Raw genomic sequence first — 23,767 nt, forward strand, 5'->3', positions numbered from 1 at the left:
CTTCCTGCCTACCCGGCGGGAATCCTTGCCCCACCGCGGTATCCACGGCGGGGGGCTGTCCGGCCGCAAGGCCACATCCGAAAGGTAGAAAAACATGAGTCGTCATTACGAAATCGTGTTCATGGTCCACCCGGACCAGAGCGAGCAGGTCCCGGCCATGATCGAGCGCTACAAGTCGCTGGTCGAGAACGGCAACGGCACCATCCACCGTCTGGAAGACTGGGGCCGCCGCCAGCTGGCGTACCCGATCCAGAACCTGGTGAAGGCCCACTACGTGCTGATGAACATCGAAGCCGATCAGGCCGTTCTGAACGAACTGACCGAGAGCTTCCGCTTCAACGACGCCGTGCTGCGCAACCTGGTCATCAAGCGTGACGAGGCTGACACCGAGCAGTCGCTGATCATGAAGAGCAAGGACGAGAAGGGTGACAAGCCGGAGCGCGGTGAGCGCCGTCGTCGTGACGACGAAGAAGGCGAGTCCAACAACACCGCTGACAACGAAGCCGGCGACGACGCCGCTTCCGCCGCCTAAGGAGCCTTCCCATGTCCAAGTTCTTCCGTCGCCGCAAGTTCTGCAAGTTCACTGCTGAAGGTGTGAAGGAGATCGACTACAAGGATCTCAACACCCTGCGCCAGTACCTGACCGAGAACGGCAAGATCGTGCCGAGCCGCGTCACCGGTACCAAGTCGAAGTACCAGCGCCAGCTGGCGACCGCCGTCAAGCGCGCTCGCTTCCTGGCCCTGATCCCGTACACCGACAACCACGACGTCTGATGCCCGGCGGGGCGGCCCGGTGCCGCCCCCGCTGTGCCAGCTATTCGGACAGCCTTTGTTGCGGGGCACTGCCTCGCTAACGAATAACTCATCTGGAGCAATACCATGCAGCTGATCCTCCTGCAGAAAGTCACCAACCTCGGCAACCTGGGCGACCTGGTCGACGTGAAGCCGGGCTACGGCCGTAACTTCCTCGTGCCGCAGGGCAAGGCCGTTCCGGCCACCGAGAGCAACAAGGCCGAGTTCGAAGCCAAGCGCGCCGAATACGAAGCCAAGGCCCAGGCCATCCACGCCGATGCTGACGCCCGCAAGGCCAAGCTGGAAGGCGCGAGCGTGACCATCCCGGCCAACGCTTCGACCGAAGGCAAGCTGTACGGCTCGGTCGGCGCCCGCGAAATCGCCGATGCCTTCACCGCTGCCGGCCTGCCGGTCAGCAAGAGCGAAGTCATCCTGGGCGAAGGCGCCTTCCGCAACATCGGCGAATACGACGTGCTGGTCCACCTGCACGCCGACGTCGAGACCACCGTCAAGGTCGTCGTCGTCGCCGAAGCCTGATCCCACGCCGCAAGGCCTGGCATCACCGCAGAACGGGCGCCCGCAAGGGTGCCCGTTTTGTTTTATGGCTCGGTTTCGTGGGGTCGGGCCAGGTCCGGCCGACGGGGCGGGGCTGGACAATGTTCCACGCCCATTCGTAGAACACGGCCACATCGGTATACTCAGGGCGTCACACCCGTTCCACGGGCATCGATCCCAACAGGATCAATGACTTGGAGGGTAAACGCAGGCCGCTTGCCGGCCCCAGTCCGGAACCCCTATGCGTCTTTCCACGATCAAGCTGTCCGGCTTCAAGTCGTTCGTCGATCCGACCACCCTGCACCTGCCGACCAACATGACCGGCGTGGTGGGGCCCAATGGCTGCGGCAAGTCGAACATCATCGACGCCGTGCGCTGGGTCATGGGCGAGAGCTCGGCCAGCCGCCTGCGCGGCGACTCGCTGACCGACGTGATCTTCTCCGGTTCCAACGCCCGCAAGCCGGTCTCGCAGGCCACCGTCGAGCTGATCTTCGACAACTCCGACCACACCATCTCGGGCGAGTACGCCTCCTTCAACGAGATCTCGGTCAAGCGTACGGTCAGCCGCGACGGCACCAGCAATTACTATCTCAACGGCACCAAGTGCCGCCGTCGCGACATCACCGATCTGTTCCTCGGCACCGGCTTGGGCCCGCGCAGTTACTCGATCATCGAGCAGGGCATGATCAGCCAGATCATCGAGGCACGCCCGGAAGACCTGCGCGTCTACCTGGAAGAGGCGGCCGGCATCTCCAAGTACAAGGAGCGCCGCAAGGAGACCGAGACCCGCATCCGCCACACCCGCGAAAACCTGGACCGCCTGGGTGACCTTCGCGACGAGATCAGCAAGCAGCTCGAGCATCTCAAGCGCCAGGCCAAGCAGGCCGAGCAGTACCAGGCGCTGCAGGAAGAGCGCCGGGTCAAGGATGCCGAGTGGAAGGCGCTGGAATTCCGTGGTCTCGACGGACGCCTGTCCAAACTGCGCGAAGGGCTGTCGCAGGAAGAGACCAGGCTGCAGCAGCTGATCGCTGACCAGCGTGATGCCGAGGCCCGCATCGAGACCTCGCGCGTGCGCCGCGAAGAGGCGGCCGACGCGCTCAACACCGCGCAGGCGGCGGTCTATCAGGTCGGCAGCACGCTGGCCCGCCTGGAGCAGCAGATCCAGCACCAGCGCGAGTTGTCGCAGCGCCTGCACAAGGCACGCGATGAAACCCAGCAGGCCCTGGCCGAACTGGGGCAGCACATCAGTGGCGACGAAGCCAAGCTGATGGTGCTGGCCGAGGCGGTGGAGGCCGCCACTCCGCAACTGGAAGAGCTACAGGAAGAAAACGAGATCAAGCAGGAAAGCCTGCGCGAGGCTGAAGACCGGCTGGCCAGCTGGCAGCAGCGCTGGGAACAGCACACCTCGCAGAGTTCGGAAGCCTCGCGCGCCGGCGATGTCGAGCGCACGCGTGTGGACTACCTGGACAAGCAGATTCTCGATGCCGACCGGCGTCGTGAAGCCCTGGCCGCCGAGCGCACCGGGCTGGACGTGGACGCACTGGAAGAAGCCTTCGAGCAGCTGCACCTCCAGCACGACACGCAGAAGACCGCGCTGGATGAGCTGAGCGAAGACGTCGAGCTGCGCAAGCAGGGCGTGACCGCTGTGCAGGAGCAGCAGCGCAATGGCCAGAACGAACTGGCGGAACTGCGCAAGCAGGCCAACGGCCTGCGTGGCCGCCTGGCCTCGCTGGAAACCCTGCAGCAGGCCGCACTGGGCCAGGAGCAGGGCGCGGCCTTGGCATGGCTGAAGGTGCATGGGCTGGATTCGGCAGCGCGTGTCGGCGAGCGCCTGGACGTCGATGCCGGCTGGGAAAACGCGGTGGAAAGCGCGCTTGGCCAATTGATCGAAGGCGTGCTGGTCGATGACCCGGCGAGCCTGGTCGACGCGCTGGGCGAACTGGGCGATGGCCATATTGCGCTGGTCGCCAACGGCGGTGCCGACTTCAAGGCTGCACCAACCTCGCTGGCGGCACGCGTGCGTGGTCCAGCAGCGATCCGTCGCCTGCTGGCGCACCTGCACGGTGCCAAGGATCTGGCCGAAGCCAAGGCACTGCAGGCCAGCCTGCCGGAAGGCGATTCGATCATCACCCAGGGTGGTGAGCGCCTGGGCGAGGGCTGGTTGCGTGTGTCGCGTTCCGGCGCGGCCCAGCAGGGCGCGCTGCTGCGCGAACGCGAGATCAATGAGCTGCGCGAGCAGATCGAGCAGCTGCAGGACCGCGAAGCCGAGCTGGAAGAGCAGCTGGCAGGCTTCCGCGAGCAGTTGCAGGCCACCGAGCAGCAGCGCGAAGACGCCCAGCGTGCGCTGTACCAGGCGCACCGCGCGGTGTCCGAGCTGGCCGGGCAGCTGCAAGGCCAGCAGGGCAAGGTGGACGCGGCGCGTACCCGCATCGATCGTATCGAAGGTGAGCTGAAGCAGCTGCAGGATACGCTGGAGGCCAACAACGAACAGGCGCGCGAGGCGCGTTCGCGATTGGAGAACGCGGTCAGCAGCATGGGTGACCTGGAATCGACCCGGCAGCGGCTGGAGGGTGAGCGCCGCCAGCTGACCGAGGCCCGCGACCTGGCCCGCGACGCCGCACGTGCGGTGCGCGAGCGTTCGCATGCGCTGGCGTTGACACTGGAATCACAGCGGGCGCAGCTGGCCTCGTTGAGCCAGGCACTGGAACGCATGGGCACCCAGCGCGGGCAGCTGGATTCGCGCCTGGGCGAGCTGCATTCGCAGCTGGACGAGGGTGATTCGCCGGTCGAATCACTGCAGGCCGAGCATCAGAACGCGCTGGAAGAGCGCGTGCGGGCCGATCGCGTGCTGACCGAGGCGCGCACGCTGCTGGACGGCATCGACGCGGAGCTGCGCAATTACGAACAGACCCGCCACCAGCGCGACGAACAGGCGTTGGCCCAGCGCGAGCGCATCTCGCAGCGCAAGCTGGACCAGCAGGCGCTGGTGCTCAGCGCGGAGACCCTGCAGGGGGCGGTGGAGAAGGCCGGGTTCGTGCTGCAGGATGTACTCAACGCACTGCCCGAGGACGCCCGCCTGGGCGACTGGGAGCAGGCCGTGCACCAGATCGATGCCCGCATGCGCCGGCTGGAGCCGGTCAATCTGGCCGCCATCCACGAGTACGGTGAGGCGTCGCAGCGCTCGGACTACCTGGATTCGCAGCACACCGACCTGACCACCGCGCTGGAAACCCTGGAAGATGCGATCCGCAAGATCGACCGCGAGACCCGCGGTCGCTTCAAGGACACCTTCGATCGCGTCAACGCCGGCGTGCAGGCGCTGTACCCGCGACTGTTCGGTGGCGGCCATGCCTATCTGGAACTGACCGGTGAAGACCTGCTCGACACCGGCGTGACCATCATGGCGCGCCCGCCGGGCAAGCGGGTGTCCAGCATCTCGCTGCTGTCCGGTGGCGAGAAGGCGATGACCGCAGTGGCGCTGGTGTTCGCCATCTTCCAGCTCAATCCCGCTCCGTTCTGCCTGCTGGACGAGGTGGACGCACCGCTGGACGAAGCCAACGTGGGCCGCCTGGCCAACATGGTCAAGGAAATGAGCGAGAAGGTGCAGTTCCTGTTTGTCAGCCACAACAAGGCGACGATGGAGGCCGCGCACCAGCTGTCGGGTGTGACCATGCGCGAGCCGGGCGTCAGTCGCCTGGTCAGCGTAGACCTGGAAGAGGCTGCGCGATTGGCGGGCGCGGCCTGACGTGCCATCCTAGTTACCTGAATGAACTAGCCGGAGAACCTATCGAATGTCCGACACGGCACTGTTGCGCATCGGCATCCTGGCCGCCGGCCTGCTGTTGATCGCCGCGATCTTCCTGTTTGGTCGTCCGAAGAAGAAGCCCCAGGGGCGCCGCGTGGAAGGCGCGGAACCGACCAGCGGCGAGCGCCGCGAACCGGTGCTGGGCGAAGACGGCGTCACCGTGGCCGAGGGCCGCGTGGAGCCGGGCATGGCCGCGGAAGGCGAGCAGGCCGAGCTCGGTCTCGCCGACACCGACCCGGGGGCCAGCGACCTCGGCAAGCGCGCCACCCAGGACTTCGACAAGATCGTTTCGCTTTTCGTGGCCGCCCGCGCCGGCGAGCAGCTGCGCGGCGAGGACATCGTGGTGGCAGCGGAGAAGACCGGTCTGGTGTTCGGCCACATGAACGTGTTCCACCGGCTGGTGGAAGGCCACCCCGAGCGTGGTCCGATCTTCTCCATGGCCAGCATCATGAAGCCGGGCAGCTTCGACATGGCCAACATCCGTGCCATGGAAACCCCGGCCATCGCCTTCTTCCTGACCCTACCGGCGCCGCTGACCGCGCTGGACGCCTGGGAGAAGATGCTGCCGACCGTACAGCGCATGGCCGAGCTGCTGGACGGCGTGGTGCTGGATGACAGTCGCAACGCCCTGGGCCGCCAGCGCATCGCGCACATCCGTGACGAGCTGCGCGCGTATGATCGCCAGCACCAGGCACCGCCGCTGACCAAGACCCCGCGCTGGTAAAACCTGATGTGCCGACCAACGGTCGGCACCCACCGCCGGCCGTCGATTGGTATCCCCGGGTAGATCCACGCCATGCGTGGATGGGGCGAACCAAGGTTCGCCCCCACCAACAGGGTCAGGCCGGTACGCCGGCCACCTTCGCGAACGCATTGCGGAACGCGGCCATCTCGTCTTCGGTGCCGACGGTCACGCGCACGCGCTGCGGCCAGATCGGCCAGCTGCGGCCGATGACCACGCCGTTGTCGGCCATCGCCCTGGCAAAGGCAGCACCGTCACGCTGCACATCCACCACGAAGCAGTTTGCTTCCGACGGAACGCAGCTGAAACCGCGCTTGCCCAGCCACGCGATGGTGGCCTGGCGTGCCTTGGCATTCTGCAGACGCCGCTGCGGGATCAGCTGCGGGTCGCGCAGGCTGGCCAGTGCCGCGGCCAGGGCCGGCGCCGGTAACGGGTTGTCGCCCAGGCGGGCCAGTTCGCGCAGGCGGTCGGGATGTGCGGCCGCCAGGCCCAGGCGCAGGCCGGCCATGCCGTACAGCTTGGAGAACGTGCGCAGCACGATCAGGTCATCGCGCTGCGTCACCTGCGCGATCAGGCTCGGCTGCTCGCTGTACTGCAGGTAGGCCTCGTCGATCAGTACGCGGGTGGCGGCTGGCTTGTGGGCCAGCAGCCAGGCAAGCTCATCGGGAGGGCTGATCGAGCCGGTCGGGTTGTTCGGGTTGCAGACATACAGCAGGCCGGTCGGTTGCGCGTGCGCCGCAGCCACCATCGCGCGCAGGTCATGTGCGCCGTCGTCGCGCAATGGCACTTTCTGCACTTGGGCACCGTGGGCCGCAGCCACCTCGCCCAGCGTCTCGAAGGTCGGGTCGGCCACCACCAGACCGGCCTGCGGGCCGGTCCATACCATGGCGGCGCGATTCAACGGTTCACTGGAGCCGGGATAGAGGCGCACATGGTCGGCCGGCAGTCCTGCCTGTTCGATGAAGCTGTCGCGTACCTGCCCGGCCAGCTCGAAACGGTAGCGGCCGCAGCTGGCGATGCTGTCCCGCGCGGCCTGCTGGGCTGCAGGCGAGGGGCCGTAGGGGCATTCGTTGAAATTCAGCAGCACCGCGTCTTTGCCTGATGCAGGGGCCGCTGTCGCAGCCGCAGCGGGTTGGGCATCGGCAAGGCGGGGCACGCCGGCGACGGCGAGGCCGGCACCGGCCAGTTGCAGGAAGCGTCGACGGGAAGCGGGCAGGGTCACAGGCGGGATTCCGAAGGGCAGCCAGCGCACGCTAGCGCTGGTGGGGATTGGCGGCAAGCTGGTTCTTCAGAGTCGAGTCGTGCTCGACTGCAGGCGCGCCAACCAAGGTTGGTACCTACCGGGGCGAGGGGCGAAGGTTGGCACCTACCGGGGCGAGGGGCGAAAGTTGGCACGTACCAGGGCGAGGGGCGAAAGTTGGCACGTACCAGGGCGGGGGAACACCCGTCGGGCATGGCTCGACGCCACAAGGGCGGAGGCGTTACCGGGCTTGACGGCCGGGCGCGGTAGAATCCCCGGCCATCCCAGAACCACCGGATCTCGATGAGCCCCAGCCCCGCCGAACGCGCCGAAGACCTTCGCCGGCAGATCGCCCAGGCCAACCGCGCCTACCACGAGCTGGACGCGCCGGAGATCCCCGACGTCGACTACGACCACATGGTGCGCGAGCTGGAAGCGCTGGAGCGCGAGCATCCGGAGCTGGCCCGTGTGGACAGCCCGACCCAGCAGGTCGGTGCGCGTCCTTCCGGCCGCTTCCCGGAGGTGCGCCACGCGGTGCCGATGCTGTCGCTGTCCAACGCCTTCAGCGACGAGGAAGTGGCCGACTTCGTACGCCGCATCGACGAGCGCCTGGGCCGTCGCAGCCTGCAGTTCTCCGCCGAGCCGAAGATGGACGGCCTGGCAATCAGCCTGCGCTACGAGGATGGCCATTTCGTGCTGGGCGCGACCCGCGGCGATGGCAGTACCGGCGAGGACGTGACCGCCAACCTGCGCGAGATCGGCGATGTTCCCAAGCGGCTGCACGGCAGGGACTGGCCGGACGTGCTGGAGGTGCGCGGCGAGGTCTACATGGCGCGTGCCGATTTCGAGGCCTACAACGAACGTGCACGTCAGCACGGTGGCAAGGTGCTGGCCAATCCGCGCAACGCCGCGGCCGGCTCGCTGCGCCAGCTCGATCCGAAGATCAGTGCGCAGCGCAGGCTGAGTTTCTTCGCCTACGGCACCGGAGAAGTGCAGGGCGGTGAACTGCCGGACACCCATTCAGGCACCCTGGCCCAGCTCGGTACGTGGGGTTTCCCGGTCAGCACACTGTGCAAGGTCGTGGAAGGCACCGACGGCCTGCTCGGCTACTACCGCGATATCGGTGAGCGCCGCGACGGCCTGCCGTTCGATATCGATGGCGTGGTCTACAAACTCGATGACCGTGCCGGCCAGCAGGCGATGGGCTTCGTCTCGCGCGCACCGCGCTGGGCCATCGCGCACAAGTTCCCGGCGCAGGAACAGAGCACGACGGTGGAGGCGATCGAGATCCAGATCGGCCGCACCGGTGCCGCCACGCCGGTCGCGCGACTGGCGCCAGTGGCGGTGGCCGGCGTGATTGTGTCCAACGCCACGCTGCACAACGCCGACCAGATCGCGCGCCTGGACGTGCGCGTCGGCGACAGCGTGATCGTGCGTCGTGCGGGCGATGTCATTCCCGAGGTGGTCAGCGTCATCCTCGACCGGCGACCGCAGGGCACCACGCCGTGGCAGATGCCGACGCGTTGCCCGGTATGCGGCTCGGAGATCGTGCGCGAGGAAGGTGCTGCGGCGTGGCGCTGCTCCGGTGAGCTGTCGTGCCCCGCGCAGCGCAAGGAAGCCATTGCCCATTTCGCTTCACGCCGCGCGATGGACATCGACGGCCTGGGCGACAAGTACATTGAAACCCTGGTCGATGCTGGCATCGTCAAGAGCGTGGCCGACCTGTACCGGCTCAGCCGCGATACGCTGCTGCACTTGAAGCTGGTGCTGGATTCGGAGGACCCGTCGGCACTGGCGGCGGCGCTGAAGCTGCACCTGCCCGCCGAAGGGAGTGGTGCCGTGCTCAATGCGGCGCTCAAGCTGGACGGCAACGATCCGGGCTGGCGCGCGCAGGCGCTGGTACAGCCGGCCAGCTTTGAATGGAACACGAAGAAGATCGCTACCAAGTGGGCCGACAACCTGATCGCGGCGATCGACGCCAGTCGTGCCGCCACGCTGGAGCGTTTGCTGTTCGCGCTTGGCATCGAACATGTGGGCGAGAGCACGGCCAAGGCGCTGGCGCAGTGGTTCGGTGACCTGGAACTGATCCGCCACCTGCCGTGGCCGCTGTTCAAGCGCGTGCCGGACATCGGTGGCGAAGTGGCGCGGTCGCTCGGCCACTTCTTCGAGCAGCAGGGCAACCAGCAGGCCATCGATGACCTGCTGCAGGTCGGCCAGGTCCGCATCAGCGATGTGCACGCGCCCAGCGCCAAACTGCGCGAGGGGCTGGATCTGGCGCAGCTGCTGGTCGAATCGGAGATCCCTGGCATTACCCGCCTGCGTGCGGAGAAGCTGGTCGCGGCGCTGCCCGGCGCGCAGGCGGTGCTCGACGCCGAGCATGGCCAGTTCGTCAACGCCGGGTTGCCGGACGACACCGCGCGTGGCCTGGCCCTGTGGCTGGACAGTGAGGGCCATGGCGCGATGCTGCTGGCGGCCGAGAAGGCGATGCAGCAGATTCTGGCCAAGGCACCGGCGCTGGCCGAGATCGTGGCCGGTCCGCTGGATGGGCAGACCGTGGTGCTGACCGGCACCCTGGCCCAGCTTACCCGCGATGTGGCCAAGGAGCGCCTGGAGGCGCTGGGTGCCAAGGTCTCCGGCAGCGTCTCGAAGAAGACCAGCTTCGTAGTGGCCGGCACCGAGGCCGGCTCCAAGCTGGACAAGGCGCAATCGCTGGGCGTGCCGGTGTGGGACGAAGAGCGCCTGCTGGCCTATCTGGCCGAACACGAATGATGACCCCGCCGGGTGCCCCCGCGCCCGGCATGAAACACGAAGGAACACCGATGCAGACCGCCCCGCTGGATTTCCGCCTGGCCACCCGTGCTGACGAGGAGCTGCTGATCGCATTGATGCGCGAGTTCTACGCCGAAGACAGGATCGACTTCGACGATGCGCGCGTGCGTCGCGGCGTGGATGCGTTGCTGGCCGATCCGCGCAATGGCGAAGTGCTGCTGTGGCTGGACGAGGCCGGCGAGGTGGTCGGCTATGCGGTGATCGCGATGGGCTTCAGCTTGGAACAGGGTGGCCACTTCATGCTGCTGGACGAGCTGTACCTGGCCCACCGGGCGCGCGGTCGTGGCCGCGGCAAGCAGGCGCTGGCGATCTGCGAACAGCGTGCGCGCGGCCGTGGCGTCAGCCGCCTGCGCCTGGAAGTGAATCACCACAACGAGCTGGCGCGTCGCCTGTACCTGGCCAGTGGCTACATCGACGACACCCGCGACCTGCTGACCCTGCCGCTGGATCATCAGCGTCCGGAGGGCATCCTGTGAGCGAGGCCCTGCTGCACGCGCTCCAGCAGCGCGCTGCGCTCAATGCGCTGGTGCGTCGCTTCTTCGCCGATCGCGATGTGCTGGAGGTGGAGACGCCGATCCTGTCGGTGGCGGGCAACACTGAGCCGAACATCGACAGCTTCCATACCGATTTCACCGGCCATGTCGATGCCGGTGGCCGGCGTCGATGGCTGCGCACCTCGCCGGAGTATCCGCTCAAGCGCCTGCTGGCGGCCGGCGTGGGCGACTGCTACGAGCTGGGCCGGGTATTCCGCAACGGGGAGGCTGGCGGCCGCCACAACCCCGAATTCACCATGCTGGAGTGGTACCGGGTTGGTTGGGATCATCATCGCCTGATGCAGGAAACCGCCGAGCTGGTTGGCCAGGCGCTGGCGCTGGTCGGGCGTAGTGCGACGCTGCGCGTGCTGAGCTACCGCGAGCTGTTCCAGCAGTACGTGGGCGTGGACCCGTTCGAGGCCGACGAGGCTGCATTGCGGGCCGCGCTGGGCGATGTGCACATCGACCCGGTAGGCCTGACCCGCGATGACTGGCTGGACCTGCTGTTGACTCACCACATCCAGCCGCACTTCGATGACGCCGTCATGACCGTGGTGCATGACTGGCCAGCCAGCCAGGCTGCGCTGGCGCGCATCCGCCCTGGCACGCCACCGCTGGCGGAGCGTTTCGAGCTGTACCTGGGCGCGGTCGAGCTGGCCAACGGCTACCACGAACTGAATGATGCCGGCGAACAGCGTGCACGATTCCAGCGTGACCTGCAGCGTCGCCACGCGCGGGGCCAGGTGCAGCCGGCTCTCGATGAGGCATTGCTGGCAGCATTGCCGTCGATGCCTTCCTGTGCCGGTGTCGCGGTAGGTGTGGATCGCCTGTTGATGGCGATGAAGCGCACGCCGCGCATCGCCGATGTGCTGGCCTACGATTTCGCCCACGCATGAGCGGCACCCTTTCCTGAACATCGGAGACTGAACGGATTTCCGCGTTTCCGCGCTTGCTTCGGTCAGCAGGATGATGCTCTTATCACGGCAGATGCGGGACACTGGCATCGGAATTCGTTCACTCCTGTTGGGGAATGCATTGGTCAAGTGGTTTGCGATCATCGCGGCACCGGTTTACTCCATCGCGTTGTGGGGCGCCTGGCTGCCATCGTCGGCGTCTGCCCAGCAGGCGGGCTATGACGGCGAAGTGGTGACCTGTGAATCCCGCGACATGGGGTGGGTGCACTGCGATATCGATGTCAGCAACGGCATCGATCTGGTCCGCCAGCTGTCCAGCAACAGCTGCATCCGTGGCAGCGAGTGGGGTACCGACCGCAGTGGCGTGTGGGTCACCCTTGGCTGTCGTGCCGAGTTCCGTGCGCGCCGTGCGGAGGGCGCAGCACCTGCGGCAAACGAAGGCAAGCGCCTGGTCCGGCGAGTGGTGCGCTGTGAATCCAACGGCCGCCCGCAGAGCTGCCCGGTCCGCCTGGACGGGGCGCCGGTTCGACTGCTGCGCCAGTTGTCGGTGCTGCCTTGCCGGGAGGGGCAGGGATGGGGTTACAAGCGCAATGAAGTCTGGACCACCCGCGGTTGCCAGGGCGATTTCGAAGTCGCTGACGAAGATGGCCGTTTCGTAGACGTACCACGTCGCCTGACCTGCGAATCGAAGTCGAAGAAGCGCCGGTTCTGTGGTGCCAGCATCTCGGTTGGCGCGGTGGTGACCGAGCAGTTGTCCAATACGCCCTGCGAGGAAGGCAGCACCTGGGGCTGGAACCGCAACGGGGTCTGGGTGGACGGCGGTTGCCGCGCCGAATTCTCGGTGAACTGAGCCTGGGCGGGCTCCAACCACGCGGGGTGTGGCCCTACAATGGGTCCATGAACACTGCCTCCGATATCGACTACGCTCGTTACGACCATATCCGCCCGATCCTGTGGACCGGCGATGCCCTGCAACTGCTGGACCAGCGCAAGCTGCCGTTCGTGGTCGAGCATGTGGTCTGCCATGACAGCGACGAAGTGGCCGCGGCCATCCACGCGCTGACCGTGCGCGGTGCACCGGCGATCGGCATTGCGGCCGCCTGGGGCGTGGTGCTGGCGGCGCGTGACGTGCAGGCGGCCGATGGCGTGCAGGCACTGCAGCAGCTGGAACCGGCGCTGCAGCGGTTGAATGCTTCGCGTCCGACCGCGGTCAACCTGGCCTGGGCGCTGGCGCGCATGCGCCGTTGCCTGAACGCTGCCGGCCCGGACTGGAAGGCATTGCTGGCCGCGGAAGCGCAGGCCATCGCCGAGGAAGACCTGGCCGCCAACCGGCACATGGGCGCGCTGGGCGCGGGCCTGATCGACGCCGGCAGCGGCGTGCTGACCCATTGCAACACCGGCTCGCTTGCCACCGCCGGTTTCGGTACCGCACTGGGCGTGATCCGTGCCGGCATGGCCCAGCATCGCATCGCCCGCGTGTTCGCCGGCGAGACCCGGCCGTGGCTGCAGGGCGCGCGCCTGACCGTGTGGGAGCTGCAGCAGGATGGTATCGACGCCACCCTGATCGCCGATTCGGCCGCCTCGCACCTGATGAAGACCGGTGCCGTGCAGTGGGTGATCGTCGGTGCCGACCGCATCTGCGCCAACGGCGATACCGCCAACAAGATCGGCACCTACCAGCTGGCGATTGCCGCGCGCCACCACGGTGTGAAGTTCATGGTCGTGGCGCCGTCCTCGACGGTGGACATGGAGACCGTGGACGGCAGCCAGATCGAGATCGAGCAGCGTGACCCGGGCGAGCTTTACGGCGTGGGCGGTACCCGCACCGTGGCCGAAGGCATTGCCGCCTGGAACCCGGTGTTCGACGTCACCCCGGGCGAGCTGATCGACGCCATCGTGACCGAACGTGGGGTCATCCTGAACCCGACCCCGGAGAACATGCGGGCCGCCTTCGGCGGTTGAGGCGGGGCTGGTTCGAGGATGTCTGTAGAGCCGAGCCCATGCTCGGCTCCGCCGGGGAATCCGCCGCAGCCGAGCATGGGCTSGGCTCTACAGGGGCGGATGAATCCCTAAGTTCCTGATTTATGCCGGTAAAATCCCCGTAAAGGGAGGCGGAAAACGACCCGTTGTGGTAGTATCCACAGGTTGAATCGAGGTTCCGGCGCGACCCCCTCCCGCAGAGGGCTGCGCCGGACTGGACCGCTACCAGACAACGGAACCCGAATGGCAGAAACCGCCAAGGAAATCATCCAGGTCAACCTGGAAGACGAGATGCGCAAGAGCTACCTCGATTACGCCATGAGCGTGATCGTGGGCCGCGCGCTCCCGGATGCGCGCGACGGCCTCAAGCCGGTGCATCGCCGCGTGCTGTTCGCGATGAACGAGTTGAACGCGCACAGCAACAAGCCCTACTTCAAGTCGGCGCGTATCGTCGGTGACGTCATCGGTAAGTACCACCCGCATGGCGATCAGTCGGTGTACGACACGCTGGTGCGACTGGCACAGCCGTTCTCGCTGCGCTACATGCTGGTCGATGGCCAGGGTAACTTCGGTTCGATCGACGGCGACTCCGCCGCGGCAATGCGATACACCGAAGCGCGCATGTCGCGCCTCGCGCATGAGCTGATGGCCGACATCGACAAGGAAACCGTCGATTTCCAGCCCAACTACGACGAAAAGGAATTGGAGCCGACGGTCATGCCGACCCGGTTCCCGAACCTGCTGGTCAATGGTTCGGCCGGTATCGCGGTGGGCATGGCGACCAACATCCCGCCGCACAACCTGAGTGAATCGATCAACGCCTGCATCGCGCTGATCGACAATCCGGAAATCGACGTCGACGGCCTGATGGAGTACATCCCGGGCCCGGATTTCCCGACCGCCGGTATCATCAATGGCACCGCCGGCATCGTCGCCGGCTACCGCACCGGCCGTGGCCGCGTGCGCATCCGTGCCAAGGCCGATATCGAAGTGGCCGACAACGGCCGCGAATCGATCATCGTCACTGAAATTCCTTACCAGGTGAACAAGGCGCGTCTGATTGAAAAGATCGCCGAGCTGGTCAAGGAAAAGAAGATCGAAGGCATCAGCGAGTTGCGCGATGAGTCCGACAAGGACGGCATGCGCATCTATATCGAGATCAAGCGCGGTGAATCTGCCGAGGTTGTGCTGAACAACCTGTACCAGCAGACGCAGATGGAATCGGTGTTCGGCATCAACATGGTGGCGCTGGTCGACGGCCGCCCGCAGTTGATGAACCTCAAGCAGATGCTGGAGGCCTTCGTCCGCCACCGCCGTGAAGTGGTCACCCGCCGCACCGTGTTCGAGCTGCGCAAGGCGCGCGCCCGTGCCCACGTGCTGGAAGGCCTGACTGTCGCGCTGGCCAACATCGACGAGATGATCGAACTGATCAAGACCTCGCCGAACCCGAACGAAGCCCGCGAGCGCATGCTTGCACGCGTGTGGGAGCCGGGCCTGGTCGGTGCGATGCTGGGCGCCGCCGGTGCCGAAGCCTCGCGCCCGGAAGACCTGCCCAAGGGCGTGGGCCTGATCGAGGGTGGCTACCAGCTGACTGAGATCCAGGCCACCCAGATCCTGGAAATGCGCCTGCACCGCCTGACCGGGCTGGAGCAGGACCGCCTGACCGACGAATACAAGCAGCTGCTGGAAGTGATCGCCGGGCTGATCCACATCCTGGAAGATCCCGACCGCCTGCTGCAGGTCATCCGTGAAGAGCTGGTCAGCGTCAAGGCGGAGTTCGGCGACGAGCGTCGTACCGAGATCCGCCACAGCGAAGAAGACCTGGACATCCTCGACCTGATCGCGCCGGAAGACGTGGTGGTCACCGTGTCGCACGCCGGTTACGTGAAGCGTCAGCCGGTGAGCGTGTACCGCGCGCAGCGCCGTGGCGGCCGTGGTCGTAGTGCGGCGGCGACCAAGGAAGAGGATTTCATCGAACAGCTGTGGCTGGTCAACACGCATGACACGCTGCTGACCTTCACCAGTTCGGGCAAGGTGTTCTGGCTGCCGGTCTACCAGCTGCCGGAAGCGGGTTCCAACGCCCGTGGCCGTCCGATCATCAACTGGATTCCGCTGGAACCGGGCGAACGCGTGCAGGCCGTGCTGCCGGTGCGCGAGTACGCCGATGGCCAGTTCGTGTTCTTCGCTACGAAGAACGGTACGGTCAAAAAGACCCCGCTGGGCGAGTTCGCCTTCCGTCTGGCCCGCGGCAAGATCGCGATCAACCTCGACGAGGGCGATGCGCTGGTTGGCGTCGGCCTGACCGACGGTGAGCGCGACATCCTGCTGTTCGCCTCCAACGGCAAGACCGTGCGCTTCGGCGAGGACAAGGTCCGCTCGATGGGCCGTACCGCCACCGGCGTGCGCGGCATCAAGATGCCGGCCGGCGAGGAAGTGGTCAGCCTGATCGTGGCCGAAAGTGCCGGTGGGGTCGAGGACGAGAACGAGGACGACAGCGGTGTCGAGGAAGCCGTCGCCAATGGCGATGCGGTGATCGACGGCGCCGACGACGCCAGCGTGCAGTACATCCTGACCGCCACCGAGAACGGCTACGGCAAGCGCACCCCGCTGCCGGACTACCCGCGCAAGGGCCGTGGTACGCAGGGCGTGATCGGCATCCAGACCACCGAGCGCAACGGCAAGCTGGTGGCCGCAGTGCTGATGGGGTCGGATGACGAAGTGCTGCTGATCTCCGATGGCGGCACCCTGGTGCGTACCCGTGGCTCGGAAATCAGCCGCGTCGGCCGCAACACCCAGGGCGTGACGCTGATCCGCCTGTCCAAGGACGAGAAGCTGCAGGCGGTGGAACGCATGGATGCCTCCATCGACGAGGGCGAGGACGAGGTGGCTGCCGCCGCACCGGCCGCGACCGACGGCGCACCGGCTGCGGCCAGTAGCGAGGACGCCGCGCAGGAGTGATCCTGCCGCGAAGCCGAGGTACCCGACGACGCCGGCCCTGTGCSGGCGTCGTCGTTTCTGCGGATCATCCGATTTGGCGGGTCATCCGATCATGGCGGTAGAGTCGACTGTTGGTCGACTGCTCTGCACATGACGATGAAACGCCCGCGCTGCGCGCGAAAGTCGACTAACAGTCGACTCTACCCAGTCGACGATCGCCCAGTCGACGATCGCCCAGTCGACGATCGTCCAGTCGACGATCGTCCAGTCGACGATCGCCCCCTTCAGGTCCACCCAGAAAATACGCGCGCGCTTCACGCAGGCGGTGGGATAACGGCGCATGCTGCCCCCGGAGATCGACGATGTCCGCCACGCCGCAGTCTGCTCCCCCCGTCCATGCGCCACGCCATCCGCTGGTGACCGTGCTGTCGCTGCTGCTGGTCGTGCTCGGCCTGGTCATCGGCGGCCTCGGCGCGTGGCTGCTCAGCCTGGGAGGTTCGGCGTACTACGCCAGCGCCGGCGTCGGCCTGCTGGCCAGCGGCATTCTGCTGTTCGGCAATCGCCGCAGTGGCGCGCTGCTGTACGCGCTGGTGTTCATCGGAACGCTGCTGTGGACCTGGTGGGAGTCGGGCAGCGACTACTGGCGGTGGGTACCGCGATTGGGTCTGGTGACCGCACTGGGCATCGTGCTGGCGTTGCTGGCGCCGACATTGCGTACTCCAGTTCCCAAACGCCTATCGCGTGCAGCGGCTGCTGTGCTGATGCTGGTGTTCGTGGTGGCGTTCGGCCTCGCGTTTGCGCCGCATGGTGAAGTGGATGGGCAGCAGCCGTTCCCGGAAGGTGCGGTCAGCGCCGGCCTGGAACCGACCCGTGATACCACTGGCCTGCAGCCGGCCGACCTGCCCGCCGACGGCGATTGGCCAGCGTGGGGCCGCAGCAACGCCGCCACTCGCTACTCGCCGCTGCAGCAGATCACGCCGGCCAATGTCGCCACCCTGCAGCTGGCCTGGCAGTTCCGCACCGGCGACCTGCCGAAGAAGCGGTGGGGCGCGGAAACCACACCGCTCAAGATCGGCAGCCGACTGTACCTGTGCACCGCACGCAACCGCTTGATCGCCCTGGATGCCGGCAGCGGCAAGGAGCTGTGGCGGTTCGACCCCAAGGTCAAGGATGCTTCGATTCCATACACGGCCGCCTGCCGTGGTGTGAGCTACTACGAACAACCGAGCGGGCCGACCGTGGCCGATGTGGCGCTGGCCGATGTGGCTGCGGATCTGGCCCTGCCAGCGCCGCCACCCACGGTCACCCGAAGTGCCGCGCCCGGCAGCCGCCCGGCGTGCTGGGCGCGCATCATCGAAGGCACGCTGGACGGTCGCATCATCGCGGTGGACGCTGACAGCGGGCGTCCCTGCGCCAACTTCGGCAACAACGGCCAGGTCGACATCACCTTGGGCATGGGCGAGGTGCCACCCGGTTACGTGTCGATCAACTCGCCGCCGGCCATCGTACGCGGCGTGATCGTGACCGGTCATCAGGTGCTGGACGGGCAGCGCCGCGACGCGCCGTCGGGCGTGATCCAGGCCTACGACGCCATCACCGGCAAGCTGCGCTGGGCGTGGGACATGGACCAGCCCGATCGCAGCGGCCTGCCGTCGCGCGAGCAGACCTATACGCGCGGCACGCCCAACATGTGGACCACGGCCACCGGGGACGAGGCGCTGGGCCTGGTCTACCTGCCGCTGGGCAATTCTGCGGGCGACTACTGGAGCGGCTCACGCACGGAAAACCAGAACCGCTATTCCACCTCGCTGGTGGCGATCGACGTGACCACCGGCAAGCCGGTCTGGCATTTCCAGGCGGTGCGCAAGGATGTGTGGGACTACGATCTGGGTTCGCAGGCCAGCCTGATCGACTACCCGACGGCCGCGGGCAAGGTGCCGGCGATCCTGCTGCCGACGAAGCAGGGGGACCTCTATATCCTCGATCGCCGCAACGGCCGGCTTTTGACCGCCGCCGAAGAGCGCAAGGTACCGGTGGGCGGTGTCGAACCGCAACAGCGTTCGCCCACCCAGCTGTTCTCGCTGTACCACACGCTGCGTCGCGAGCATGACCTGACCGAGCGCGACATGTGGGGGTTGACCCCGATCGACCAGCTGGTCTGCCGCATCCAGTTCCGCAAGGCCTACTACGAAGGCTTCTACACGCCGCCGAGCAGCGAGCGCCATTCCATCGAGTACCCCGGCTACAACGGTGGCTCGGACTGGGGCAGCGTGTCCATCGATACGCGCCGCGGCGTGATCGTTGCCAACTACAACGACATGCCCAACTACAACCGGCTGGTGCCACGCGCGGAGGCTGACCGGCTGGGCTGGCTGCCACGCGAGAAGATCCGGTTCGACAAGGGGGGGGGCGAAGGCGCGGGCGACCCGCAGGTGGGCACACCGTACGCCATCCAGGTCAATGCGGGCTGGCGACTGCCGTTCACCGGCCTGCTGTGCAAGCAGCCGCCCTATGGAGGCATCCGCGCCATCGACCTGCGCACCGGTAAGCTGCTGTGGGACCGTCCGTTCGGCAGTGCGCGCGGCAATGGGCCGTTCGGCATCCGTTCCGGCCTGCCGATCGAAATCGGCACGCCGAACAATGGTGGTTCGGTAGTCACCGCCAGCGGCCTGATCTTCATCGCAGCCGCCACCGATGATCTGCTGCGTGCCATCGACCTGAAGACCGGCAAGGAGCTGTGGCATGCCAAGCTGCCAGCCGGCGGCCAGGCCAATCCGATGGTGTACGAGCAGGGCGGACGCCAGTACGTGGTGATCATGGCCGGCGGCCACCATTTCATGGAAACGCCGAAGGGCGATTACGTGATGGCCTACGCGCTGCCAAGATAGATCCGGCAGGATAGAACCGACTGGGTAGAGTCGACTGTTAGTCGACTGCACTTCTCTCCCCAGCTGGAAAGCCCGCGCTTATCGCGATAGTCGATTGGCAATCGACTCTACCCGGGCGACTCCACATCTCCGGGTGCAGTATCGAGATGATCCCTGATCCTGGCATTGGTAGTGTACCGATGCCGGGAATCCATGCAGACGGGCATTCTCGAGTTCATGCCCAGTCCCCAACTTCTTGTCGGCCGTCGTTCCATCGTTGGCAATGTCTACACCATCACCATCGTGTGCTGGAACCGCCATCGGGTTTTCGATTGCCCGGTCAACGCCGACCTTGCCATGCAGCTCCTCGAATCGATGGATCGGGAGGGCCTGACTGCGTCGCTTGCCTGGGTGATCATGCCGGATCACATCCACTGGCTGGCTCAGCTTCGCGGCCACTCCCTCGGCTACTGCGTGCAGCGTTTCAAGGCGCGCAGCAGTTTTCTCATCAACCGGCAGCGAGGGAGCCAGGGTGCAATCTGGCAGGCGGGTTATCACGACCATGCGATCCGAAGAGAAGCATCGCTACGTAGGCATGCGCACTACATTCTGGCAAATCCCATTCGCGCAGGCCTTGCTGCGCAGATCGGTGAACACCCATACGGGTGGTGTCGCTGGCCGCTGAACGAGCTTGAGTTGGCTTACGAGGACGAATGCTGAAACGGCCAACTGGGCAGATTCGACTGGGTAGAGTCGGCTGTTGGTCGACTGCTCTTCCCGATCACACTGGAAAACCCCGCGCTTCGCGCGACAGTCGACTAACAGTCGACTCTACCCCGTCGATTCGCCAACGTATCAGACTTTCGCTACCACCTTGCCGATCTGTTCGTTCGATTCCAGGCGACTGCGTGTCTCTGCAGCCGACTGGGTAGAGTCGACTGCTCTTCCCGATCACGCTTGAAAGCCCCGCGCTCACGAGTGCCTGGGCTTCGCGCATTCGATCATCCGCATGCGCTGGAGCTTCCGCGATGCCGATGGCATCGTGCTGACCGTGCCGGTGTCCAGCCGCTTCATGGTCAACCAGGCCGAGCCGCTGCTGACAGCGGCCGTGGGTGGTCTAGGGGTGATCCTGCAACCCTACGAAATGCTTGCCGCCGCGCTCGCGCAGGCAGTGATCCACCGCGCAGGATCTACTAGCATGGCCACAGGCCCCGTATGCGGAAGGAAGCGCCATGCCACTACGTAGTCGTTCTGCCTGCCGCGCGTTGCTGTTCTCGTGCCTCGTCGCTCTGGCTGTCATTGCGTCGGCGCGTCCTGCGCCAAGCGCACGGCAGGCTGCCGAAGATTGGCTGGTTGCCTTCAACGCAGGCAGTCTTGATGCGCTGCAGGCATTCGCCGACCGACATGCGAAGAAGGAAGGTGGTGGCCCCAGTGACTATCTCGAGTTTCGTGAAAGCAGCGGTCCGCTGCGCGTACTGGAAGCCAGCGGTAGTGCTCCTGCCGAGGCGAAGTTGCTGTTGCTGGGGCAATTGAACGAGCGGGCGTTGCTGCTGACTGTCGAGATGGATCCTGCCAACCCGGCGCACCTGAAAAAGTTCCGGATCGAAGGCACCGAAACACCAGACAAGTACAAGCCGGAGCGTGTTGCGTTGGCGGCGCTGATGGCGGATGCCAGGACGCGGCTGGAGGCGCTGCGTACACAGGACGCGCTGTCGGGAGCGCTGCTGGTGGCGCGCAAAGGCGAGGTGCTGCTGGACTGGCGCGGTGGCGATGCAGACCGGGAGGCTGGCATTCCGGTGGACGCGGATACGCGCTTCCGGTTGGCGTCATCCAACAAGATGTTCACCGCGGTGGCCATCCTGCAGCTGGTACAGGCCGGCAGGCTGGGCCTGGACGATAGGATCGGCGAGCGCCTTCCGGACTACCCGAACCAGGGCGTCGCCGATGCGGTGACCGTTCGCCAGCTGTTGACCCACACCAGTGGCCTTGGCGACTTCTTCGGCGATGATTTCGAGCAGTATTCGTCCTCGCTGAAGACGCTGGATGACTACGTGCAGCACTTTGCCAAGGATGCGCCGCATTTCACGCCCGGCAGCCAGGACAGCTACTCCAACTATGGCTTCATCGTGCTTGGGCGCATCATCGAGGCGGTTTCAGGGCAGTCGTACTACGCCTATGTGGAAGACCACATCCTGCGTCCGGCTGGCATGACCGGCACCGGCTTCGAGCCGGAAACAGTGAAGGTGCCGCAGCGCGCCGTCGCCTACACGAAGACGAACGGTCAATGGACGCGTGAAACGAAGTCGCTGCCCTGGCGCGGCATGTCCTCCGGCGGCGGTTACAGCACGGCCACGGACATGCTGAAGTTTGCCGAGGCATTGCGCGGCGGAAGGCTGGTCTCGCCGGCACTGCTGCAGCAGGCCACCACGGCGCAGAATCACATGCGCTGGTATGGCTTTGGCTTCGTGGTGCAGGGCGAGGGCAGGGAGCACCAGTATGGCCACGAAGGCGGTGCGCCCGGTTCCAATAGTGCCATCGTGGTGTTGCCTGCACAGGGCTATGTGATCGTCGGCCTCGCCAATGTTGATCCGGATGCGATTGGCAACATGGTCAACTACATCGCGCGGCGGTTACCGTTGCAGTGAGCGCGGGCGTTTCGATCTTTCCGCGAACGGCAGTCGACTAACAGTCGACTCTACCCAGTCGAGATCACCCAGTCGAGATCACCCAGTCGAGATCACCCAGCCAGCGTCACCCGATCGTCGCTATCCGGTCGGCGCAGGCACCCGCACCATCTTCGTCATCAGATGCTCCACCACACCCGCAGGATCGGCGGTACGACCCACATGCGTGCTGGACATCTGCACGATCGAGCTGCGCTTGGCGGTGAGGAAGTGGAAGCGCGCACGCGCGGGCAGCTGCGCGATTGGTCCGGCGCTGGCGTCGCCGCGGCAGATGGCCACGATCGCATCCAGCCATGGCTGCAGCGCATCCTGGTCCAGCGCCGGCGCAAAGGCGCGCAGGCGCGCAGGATCGATCCCGATGGCCGCCTCCAGATGACGCGCGCCAGGACAGGACACGATCACCCCGACGTTGATGAACTCTTCGCGTTCCACCCGCGGCACCACGCGGATGACCGCATAGTCATACGTGTGCAGCGTGGGCATGGATGGCCTCCTGCACGAACACCGCACGCACTTTCAGGCGATGCTTGAGATAGTCGATGTAGCCTTGGCGGTAGGCCTGCGGGCTGTCGAACGCTGGCTCATCCACCAGCCAGCTGTCCGGCACCAGGCCGACGATGCGCTCGATCTCGACATTGGTCAGGCGTGCAGCCAGCTCGGCGTCTACCTCGGCGATGCGGTTGGCGAACGACAGCAGCACATGGTCGCGGATCAGCACGAACGGCTTTTCGCAGGCATCTCCGGCATTGGCCCAATCATGATGGAAGTACATTGCCGCACCGTGGTCGATCAGGTACAGCTTGCGGTGCCAGACCATCAGGTTGGGATTGCGCGTGGTGCGGTCGACGTTGCTGGTGAACGCATCAAACCAGACGATGCGCGAGGCCAGGTCGGCATCCACCGGCATCGCCGCCGGGTCGTAGTTGATCGCGCCGGGCAGATAGTCCAGGCCCAGATTCAGGCCCTCGCTGGCGCGGATCAGTTCCTGGATCTCAGGGTCCGGCTCGGTGCGAGCAAACTCCCGATCCAGCTCCACGAACAGGATTTCCGGAATCGGCAGGGCCAGCGTGCGCGCCATCTCGCCGGCGATCAGCTCGGCGATAAGCGCTTTCGGACCTTGGCCGGCGCCTCGGAACTTCAACACAACCATGCCATCGTCGTCGGTTTCGACCACGGCGGGCAGGGAGCCACCTTCCCGCAAGGGGGTGATGTAGCGGAGGGCATGTACGGTGCGCATGGGCGCATTCTATCGTGGGCCTTCGGTGGGAGTGTCCGTGCGTCCGCTGCCACTTCACGCGATGCTGCTGCGGCAGGGCGCAAGATCCACGCGCGCCAACGTTGTTCTTCGGGGGCAGGGTCTCTGCCCGGTGCCAATCGCTGCGAATTCGGAGGTACAGGGATGAGCGACGAACTGAATGCGGCGCTGCCGCCCTTGGATGATGCCAAGGTCGAAGAGATGATCGGCAAGGTCGTGCTGGTCGGGGTCACCCGCTATGGGGGCGATGGCCAGGTGCAGGCACTTGAACAGTATGCAGGCACGGTGCTGCGCATCAGCGCCGACGAAGGCGTGGTTCTGGCCGACGAGAAAGATGGCCATGAGCGCTACCTGCCGCCGATGCTCGACCAGTACCAGCCAGCCGAGCCCGGCGAGTACCGCATGCGCAGCAGCGGCATGATCGTGATCGACCCGGACTATCTGGCCACCTGGGATCTGCACGCCCAGCAGTAGTGCCAGGCCATGCCCGGCAGGTGCCGCCCACCCGCGGCGCCTCCTGGCGCGGCTTACTTTGCTCCATCCGGCCACTAGCCCTTCCGGCCCATTCACGACACCCCCCGCGGTGCTAGATTCGGAACCTTGCCTGACCACGGGCGCCCATTCACACCCCAGG

General features: G+C 66.0%; 20 protein-coding genes. 16 read left to right on the forward strand and 4 right to left on the reverse strand.

Annotated features, from left to right (window positions below; all coding sequences use genetic code 11):
• The first annotated feature begins 94 nt into the window (after positions 1–94).
• From rpsF to zipA, 5 genes are all read left to right on the forward strand, one after another.
• Positions 95–532, forward strand: a complete 438-nt coding sequence (gene rpsF / locus D7Y61_RS14545) for a 30S ribosomal protein S6 (protein ID WP_005410228.1) — start codon at positions 95–97, stop codon at positions 530–532.
• An 11-nt stretch (positions 533–543) separates the two neighbouring features.
• The gene (gene rpsR, locus D7Y61_RS14550) at positions 544–774 is read left to right on the forward strand and encodes a 30S ribosomal protein S18 (protein WP_002804494.1); all 231 of its coding nucleotides are present in this window, start codon (positions 544–546) and stop codon (positions 772–774) included.
• Between the two features lie 105 nt (positions 775–879).
• Positions 880–1,329 (forward strand): 50S ribosomal protein L9, encoded by a 450-nt coding sequence (rplI, locus tag D7Y61_RS14555; protein ID WP_014037734.1) that lies wholly within the window; start codon positions 880–882, stop codon positions 1,327–1,329.
• Positions 1,330–1,588: 259 nt separating this feature from the next.
• Entirely contained in the window at positions 1,589–5,092 is a 3,504-nt protein-coding gene (gene smc / locus D7Y61_RS14560) for a chromosome segregation protein SMC (protein ID WP_180867076.1), read from the forward strand.
• Positions 5,093–5,138: 46 nt separating this feature from the next.
• On the forward strand, positions 5,139–5,876 hold the full coding sequence (gene zipA / locus D7Y61_RS14565; RefSeq protein WP_180867078.1) for a cell division protein ZipA: 738 nt from the start codon (positions 5,139–5,141) through the stop codon (positions 5,874–5,876).
• Between the two features lie 115 nt (positions 5,877–5,991).
• Here the strand turns inward: zipA and D7Y61_RS14570 are convergent, their stop codons facing one another.
• On the reverse strand, positions 5,992–7,116 hold the full coding sequence (locus D7Y61_RS14570; RefSeq protein WP_180867080.1) for a pyridoxal phosphate-dependent aminotransferase: 1,125 nt from the start codon (positions 7,114–7,116) through the stop codon (positions 5,992–5,994).
• A gap of 315 nt (positions 7,117–7,431) precedes the next feature.
• On the opposite strand from D7Y61_RS14570, the gene ligA reads away from it, so the two are divergent.
• The 6 genes from ligA (at position 7,432) to gyrA (ending at position 16,348) form a co-directional block, all read left to right on the forward strand.
• Entirely contained in the window at positions 7,432–9,903 is a 2,472-nt protein-coding gene (ligA, locus tag D7Y61_RS14575; RefSeq protein ID WP_180867275.1) for an NAD-dependent DNA ligase LigA, read from the forward strand.
• Between the two features lie 50 nt (positions 9,904–9,953).
• The gene (locus D7Y61_RS14580; protein ID WP_180867083.1) at positions 9,954–10,439 is read left to right on the forward strand and encodes a GNAT family N-acetyltransferase; all 486 of its coding nucleotides are present in this window, start codon (positions 9,954–9,956) and stop codon (positions 10,437–10,439) included.
• Positions 10,436–11,392, forward strand: coding sequence for an EF-P lysine aminoacylase EpmA (gene epmA, locus D7Y61_RS14585; protein WP_180867086.1), 957 nt, complete (start codon positions 10,436–10,438; stop codon positions 11,390–11,392). Before D7Y61_RS14580 ends, epmA begins: the two co-directional genes overlap by 4 nt.
• A gap of 139 nt (positions 11,393–11,531) precedes the next feature.
• Positions 11,532–12,260 (forward strand): DUF3011 domain-containing protein, encoded by a 729-nt coding sequence (locus tag D7Y61_RS14590; RefSeq protein ID WP_180867088.1) that lies wholly within the window; start codon positions 11,532–11,534, stop codon positions 12,258–12,260.
• Positions 12,261–12,307: 47 nt separating this feature from the next.
• On the forward strand, positions 12,308–13,372 hold the full coding sequence (gene mtnA, locus D7Y61_RS14595) for an S-methyl-5-thioribose-1-phosphate isomerase (protein ID WP_180867090.1): 1,065 nt from the start codon (positions 12,308–12,310) through the stop codon (positions 13,370–13,372).
• Positions 13,373–13,633: 261 nt separating this feature from the next.
• Positions 13,634–16,348, forward strand: a complete 2,715-nt coding sequence (gene gyrA, locus D7Y61_RS14600; protein WP_180867093.1) for a DNA gyrase subunit A — start codon at positions 13,634–13,636, stop codon at positions 16,346–16,348.
• 81 nt (positions 16,349–16,429) lie between these two features.
• Here gyrA and D7Y61_RS22480 read toward each other — a convergent pair whose 3' ends face one another.
• Complete coding sequence (locus D7Y61_RS22480; protein ID WP_219627950.1) at positions 16,430–16,669, reverse strand: hypothetical protein; 240 nt, start codon at positions 16,667–16,669, stop codon at positions 16,430–16,432.
• 20 nt (positions 16,670–16,689) lie between these two features.
• Here D7Y61_RS22480 and D7Y61_RS14610 point away from each other — a divergent pair, with 20 nt between their 5' ends.
• The 4 genes from D7Y61_RS14610 to D7Y61_RS14625 all read left to right on the forward strand — a co-directional run bounded on the left by D7Y61_RS14610 (position 16,690) and on the right by D7Y61_RS14625 (position 21,839).
• Entirely contained in the window at positions 16,690–19,215 is a 2,526-nt protein-coding gene (locus tag D7Y61_RS14610; RefSeq protein ID WP_180867095.1) for a membrane-bound PQQ-dependent dehydrogenase, glucose/quinate/shikimate family, read from the forward strand.
• Between the two features lie 216 nt (positions 19,216–19,431).
• Positions 19,432–19,914: an REP-associated tyrosine transposase gene (locus D7Y61_RS14615; RefSeq protein ID WP_180867278.1), complete on the forward strand. Its 483-nt coding sequence runs from the start codon at positions 19,432–19,434 to the stop codon at positions 19,912–19,914.
• 289 nt (positions 19,915–20,203) lie between these two features.
• Positions 20,204–20,440 (forward strand): hypothetical protein, encoded by a 237-nt coding sequence (locus D7Y61_RS14620; protein ID WP_258010377.1) that lies wholly within the window; start codon positions 20,204–20,206, stop codon positions 20,438–20,440.
• Positions 20,427–21,839 (forward strand): serine hydrolase domain-containing protein, encoded by a 1,413-nt coding sequence (locus D7Y61_RS14625; protein ID WP_180867098.1) that lies wholly within the window; start codon positions 20,427–20,429, stop codon positions 21,837–21,839. Before D7Y61_RS14620 ends, D7Y61_RS14625 begins: the two co-directional genes overlap by 14 nt.
• A 120-nt stretch (positions 21,840–21,959) precedes the next feature.
• On the opposite strand, the gene D7Y61_RS14630 is transcribed toward D7Y61_RS14625, so the two are convergent.
• Entirely contained in the window at positions 21,960–22,361 is a 402-nt protein-coding gene (locus D7Y61_RS14630) for a DUF3037 domain-containing protein (protein ID WP_180867101.1), read from the reverse strand.
• Positions 22,339–23,115: a HipA family kinase gene (locus tag D7Y61_RS14635; protein WP_180867104.1), complete on the reverse strand. Its 777-nt coding sequence runs from the start codon at positions 23,113–23,115 to the stop codon at positions 22,339–22,341. The genes D7Y61_RS14630 and D7Y61_RS14635 overlap by 23 nt, the downstream gene beginning before the upstream one ends.
• A gap of 162 nt (positions 23,116–23,277) precedes the next feature.
• Between D7Y61_RS14635 and D7Y61_RS14640 the strand changes: the two genes are divergently transcribed.
• Entirely contained in the window at positions 23,278–23,607 is a 330-nt protein-coding gene (locus tag D7Y61_RS14640) for a hypothetical protein (protein WP_180867107.1), read from the forward strand.
• Positions 23,608–23,767: the final 160 nt, after the last annotated feature.

Source organism: Stenotrophomonas maltophilia, assembly GCF_013464485.1.
Taxonomy (GTDB): domain Bacteria; phylum Pseudomonadota; class Gammaproteobacteria; order Xanthomonadales; family Xanthomonadaceae; genus Stenotrophomonas; species Stenotrophomonas maltophilia_AW.

What these genes read in the sequence shown, in the direction of transcription:
- rpsF (WP_005410228.1), top strand. Translation starts at nt 95, where the DNA reads ATGAGTCGTCATTACGAAATCGTGTTCATGGTCCACCCGGACCAGAGC.
- rpsR (WP_002804494.1), top strand. Translation starts at nt 544, where the DNA reads ATGTCCAAGTTCTTCCGTCGCCGCAAGTTCTGCAAGTTCACTGCTGAA.
- rplI (WP_014037734.1), top strand. Translation starts at nt 880, where the DNA reads ATGCAGCTGATCCTCCTGCAGAAAGTCACCAACCTCGGCAACCTGGGC.
- smc (WP_180867076.1), top strand. Translation starts at nt 1,589, where the DNA reads ATGCGTCTTTCCACGATCAAGCTGTCCGGCTTCAAGTCGTTCGTCGAT.
- zipA (WP_180867078.1), top strand. Translation starts at nt 5,139, where the DNA reads ATGTCCGACACGGCACTGTTGCGCATCGGCATCCTGGCCGCCGGCCTG.
- D7Y61_RS14580 (WP_180867083.1), top strand. Translation starts at nt 9,954, where the DNA reads ATGCAGACCGCCCCGCTGGATTTCCGCCTGGCCACCCGTGCTGACGAG.
- mtnA (WP_180867090.1), top strand. Translation starts at nt 12,308, where the DNA reads ATGAACACTGCCTCCGATATCGACTACGCTCGTTACGACCATATCCGC.
- gyrA (WP_180867093.1), top strand. Translation starts at nt 13,634, where the DNA reads ATGGCAGAAACCGCCAAGGAAATCATCCAGGTCAACCTGGAAGACGAG.
- D7Y61_RS22480 (WP_219627950.1), bottom strand. Translation starts at nt 16,669, where the DNA reads ATGCGCCGTTATCCCACCGCCTGCGTGAAGCGCGCGCGTATTTTCTGG.
- D7Y61_RS14610 (WP_180867095.1), top strand. Translation starts at nt 16,690, where the DNA reads ATGTCCGCCACGCCGCAGTCTGCTCCCCCCGTCCATGCGCCACGCCAT.
- D7Y61_RS14615 (WP_180867278.1), top strand. Translation starts at nt 19,432, where the DNA reads ATGCCCAGTCCCCAACTTCTTGTCGGCCGTCGTTCCATCGTTGGCAAT.
- D7Y61_RS14620 (WP_258010377.1), top strand. Translation starts at nt 20,204, where the DNA reads ATGCGCTGGAGCTTCCGCGATGCCGATGGCATCGTGCTGACCGTGCCG.
- D7Y61_RS14625 (WP_180867098.1), top strand. Translation starts at nt 20,427, where the DNA reads ATGCCACTACGTAGTCGTTCTGCCTGCCGCGCGTTGCTGTTCTCGTGC.
- D7Y61_RS14630 (WP_180867101.1), bottom strand. Translation starts at nt 22,361, where the DNA reads ATGCCCACGCTGCACACGTATGACTATGCGGTCATCCGCGTGGTGCCG.
- D7Y61_RS14635 (WP_180867104.1), bottom strand. Translation starts at nt 23,115, where the DNA reads ATGCGCACCGTACATGCCCTCCGCTACATCACCCCCTTGCGGGAAGGT.
- D7Y61_RS14640 (WP_180867107.1), top strand. Translation starts at nt 23,278, where the DNA reads ATGAGCGACGAACTGAATGCGGCGCTGCCGCCCTTGGATGATGCCAAG.